This window comes from Gemmatimonadota bacterium, from assembly GCA_026706345.1.
In the GTDB taxonomy this organism is placed as follows: domain Bacteria; phylum JAAXHH01; class JAAXHH01; order JAAXHH01; family JAAXHH01; genus JAAXHH01.
In genome coordinates, this window is sequence record JAPOYX010000245.1 from 13,013 (window position 1) to 16,120 (window position 3,108).

Consider the following 3,108-nt stretch of genomic DNA (forward strand, 5'->3'; position numbering starts at 1 on the left):
AACAGCGGTCCTGCACGGGCATGTAGTCGCGCATTTCCATCAGGTATGCCCGCATTTCATCATAACCGTGCTCAATCCCGAGAAAACCGTCCACGGCGTAAATGACGGCGCTCTGCGCCCCGGTTTCGCCGCGGAACTGCCGGGGCCTGCCCCCATAGGCTTCCACGCCCGTATATACCATGCCGTCGGGCAACTCGGGGTTGTTCTTCCAGCCGAACATGTACGGCCTGATCCGGTGGTAGTACGTATTCGGATCGCATCGTTCCGTCATCCGCTCCAGGATCGCCCGCATTTCGTGGAGGGTATCGGTCACGGTCTCCAGGCATCGGATTGCCGCCTCCGTCTCCCCCCGGGACACCGATTCCTGGCCGGGGATCAGCACGGCGAGCGCGCGGCCCGCGACGGCCTCGATATGCACGTGGATGGTGACGAACCATTCTTCGTCCATGCCGCCGAAGAAATTCTGGATCATATGGAGATTGCCGACCTCAACAGGACCCTGGCGGTCAAATCGGCGCCAGTTGAACATGACCTGGGAGGCGTAGGTCAGCATGGGTGGACGGCCGAGCCGGCAGGCCACGCCGTACCACGCCAGGGCCAGGTTCCTGGGGATGGCAGTGGCCACGGGGTGATCGGGGGCGAAAACGTACATGTTGGCCAGGAAGGACAGCAGGCTCATAGCCCGTTCATGCTCGGCAAGCGTATCCAGCCGGTCCAGTGGAAACGGAGGCAGGTCCTCCACGACGGGGCGGATATGCCGCGACAGGGCCAGTTTGGGCAGCGCGTCACCGGTCTGCTCCCAGTCTTTGAAGGGCTCGGACAGTCGCGTGAGCGGGTCCTCGGGAGGAAGAAAGCCGTGGGTAAAGTCGCGCGCGCCGGGAGACATTAAAGGGGCATAGAGGGGATCTGCCCTTTCCTGTGTCATGGGAGACCCTCCGGATATCCGTCCCGCCGAGCGCTCCGGCCGGATCGTCAGGCCGTGACTGGAAATCCTCGGCGTTCGAATCGTCAGGCCGTGATCTGGAAATCCTCAGCGGCCGGATCGTACTCGTCGAACAGGTCTTTCTTATGGTAATCCGCGGGAATGTCCCGGTAGACCTCGAAGGGCGGATCGGCCTTGAACCGGTTGGGGTCGATCATTCCGGCCACCTCGCCGTCCCGGACATGGTAAACGTCCACTTCGTCGATCGAGGGCGGACAGAGCCCCCGTTCGATCCCGACCTGAAGATACACCAGGTTCGTCGGTTCGAAACCCATGAGGTGGGCGGCCACGAGATCCACCGCGGCCATGGACTGCCCGGCGACGACCAGGCCGGAAGGGAAATTCCGGCCCTGGTAAAAGGCGTTGCCGTCCCGTCCCACAATACCCTCCACCACGTTGAAATCGGGTTGGCAGGCCAGGTAGACGTCCCAGTGCATATGCGCAATGGTCCGCTGCCAGGCTTCATGGTCCTCGACGCGCATCCATTCCCTTCCCTGCTTTCGCCTCTCGTCACGCCCGAACGTGGCGCGCCACGCGTCGGAGCAAAGGTGCCGTTCCGTGACCGGAATCATGACGCCCTGCTGGTTCTTGCCGCACAATGTGACCACGCCCAGGTTGTGGGTCTTCAGCTTGGGCACATTGATGTAGAACACGTTGTCCGCGGCGGCCCACCGGGAGATCCCGATGTTGTGGAGCTGTACCGTGTTCCCGGGCGTGACGCGCCCGTTGCCGTACTCCGCCAGTTCCAGCAGCCGCACCCGCTTTTCGCGCGCCATTTCCGTGTATCCGCTGCGCGCCCAGGCCAGATCACGCTGGGCCTGGGAGGTCAGCCTGCTTGTCGCTTCACCAACGTACACCCCGTCAACCGGTACCCCCGCGTCCTCCACGAAATAGTCGATGAGTCCTGCTACGAAGTCCGGATGGGTGACGATGCCGCTGTTTCGGGGAGCGCCGGCCGTGACGTTGGGTTTCATCATCACGGCCCGGTTTCCGGGATCGACGTTCAATGCGCGCAGCATTTCACGGCCCGGGTCCGCGAAGGCCGCTTCGTTCAACGCTTCTTCGCCGGCCAATCGGTTCTTCAGGATGTACACGTCGGGTTTGGACATCTTCGCATCCTCTATGCGCTAATGATCAGGCTCGCGTTTTCGTAACCAACCTGCGCTAATGATCAACCCGCGTTTTCGTATCGACACCTTGGATCTATCCGATTCAGACCCTCCGATTCATATCCACCAGTTCAGGGCCGCCTCGCTCAAGCCCACCGGCTCATGGTGACTTTCTGCCGCGTATAGAAGGCAAAGCCTTCCTTGCCTTGGACGTGCAGGTCGCCGTAGAAGGAGCCGTTCCATCCCGAAAACGGAAAGAACGCCATGGGCGCCGGCACGCCGACGTTGATGCCGACCATGCCCGCGCTCACTTTGTGCCTGAAGTTCCTGGCGGCCTTACCGTCGCCCGTGAACAGGACGGCGGCGTTGCCGAAACCGCTCTGGTTGCAGGCTTTAATGCCTTCGTCCAGGCTGTCGGTGCGTATCACGGACAGCACCGGACCGAAGATCTCTTCGCGGACGATTTTCATACCCGTGGCCGCGCCGTCGAATATCGTGGGCCCCAGGTAGAATCCGTCCGGTGTTTCCGGCACGGCGACTCCCCGGCCGTCCCGGTAGAGCGAGGCGCCGTCCGATAGGCCGGACGCGATGTAGCCGTGGACCTTGTCCAGGTGCTGGCGGGTGACGACCGGCCCCATGTCCACCTCAGGATTGCGATCCGTCGGACCGACTTTCATCCCGTCCAGCGCTTCGCGCAGCGGCGGCAGCACGCGCTGTGCGGCTTCGTCCACGGTGACGGCCACGCTGCCGGCCATGCACCGCTCCCCGGCGCATCCGTACACCGAGCCGATCAGGGCGTCCACCGTGAAGGCGGGGTCCGCGTCGGGCAGGATGACCATGTAGTTCTTGGCGCCCCCGGCCGACTGAACCCGCTTGCCGTGGGCGGTCGCGGTCTGGTAGACGTGCTTCGCCACGGGAGACGATCCGACGAAGGAAACGGCATCGATACCGGGATGGGTGCAGAGTCCGTTGACCACGTCCACGCCGCCGTGGACGAGGTTCATCACGCCGGGCGGC

General features: G+C 63.2%; 3 protein-coding genes. All 3 read right to left on the reverse strand.

What is annotated here, in order from left to right; translation table 11 throughout:
• Positions 1-925, reverse strand: a 925-nt coding sequence (locus OXG98_17805; protein MCY3773866.1) for a hypothetical protein, incomplete at its 3' end; no start/stop codon positions are given.
• An 83-nt stretch (positions 926-1,008) separates the two neighbouring features.
• Positions 1,009-2,091, reverse strand: a complete 1,083-nt coding sequence (locus tag OXG98_17810; GenBank protein ID MCY3773867.1) for a DUF362 domain-containing protein — start codon at positions 2,089-2,091, stop codon at positions 1,009-1,011.
• A 146-nt stretch (positions 2,092-2,237) separates the two neighbouring features.
• Positions 2,238-3,108 (reverse strand): aldehyde dehydrogenase family protein (locus tag OXG98_17815; GenBank protein ID MCY3773868.1); only part of this gene is annotated, 871 nt, incomplete at its 5' end.

Excerpts from the sequence above, each read along its gene's own strand:
- OXG98_17810 (MCY3773867.1), bottom strand. The coding sequence starts at position 2,091 with ATGTCCAAACCCGACGTGTACATCCTGAAGAACCGATTGGCCGGCGAA.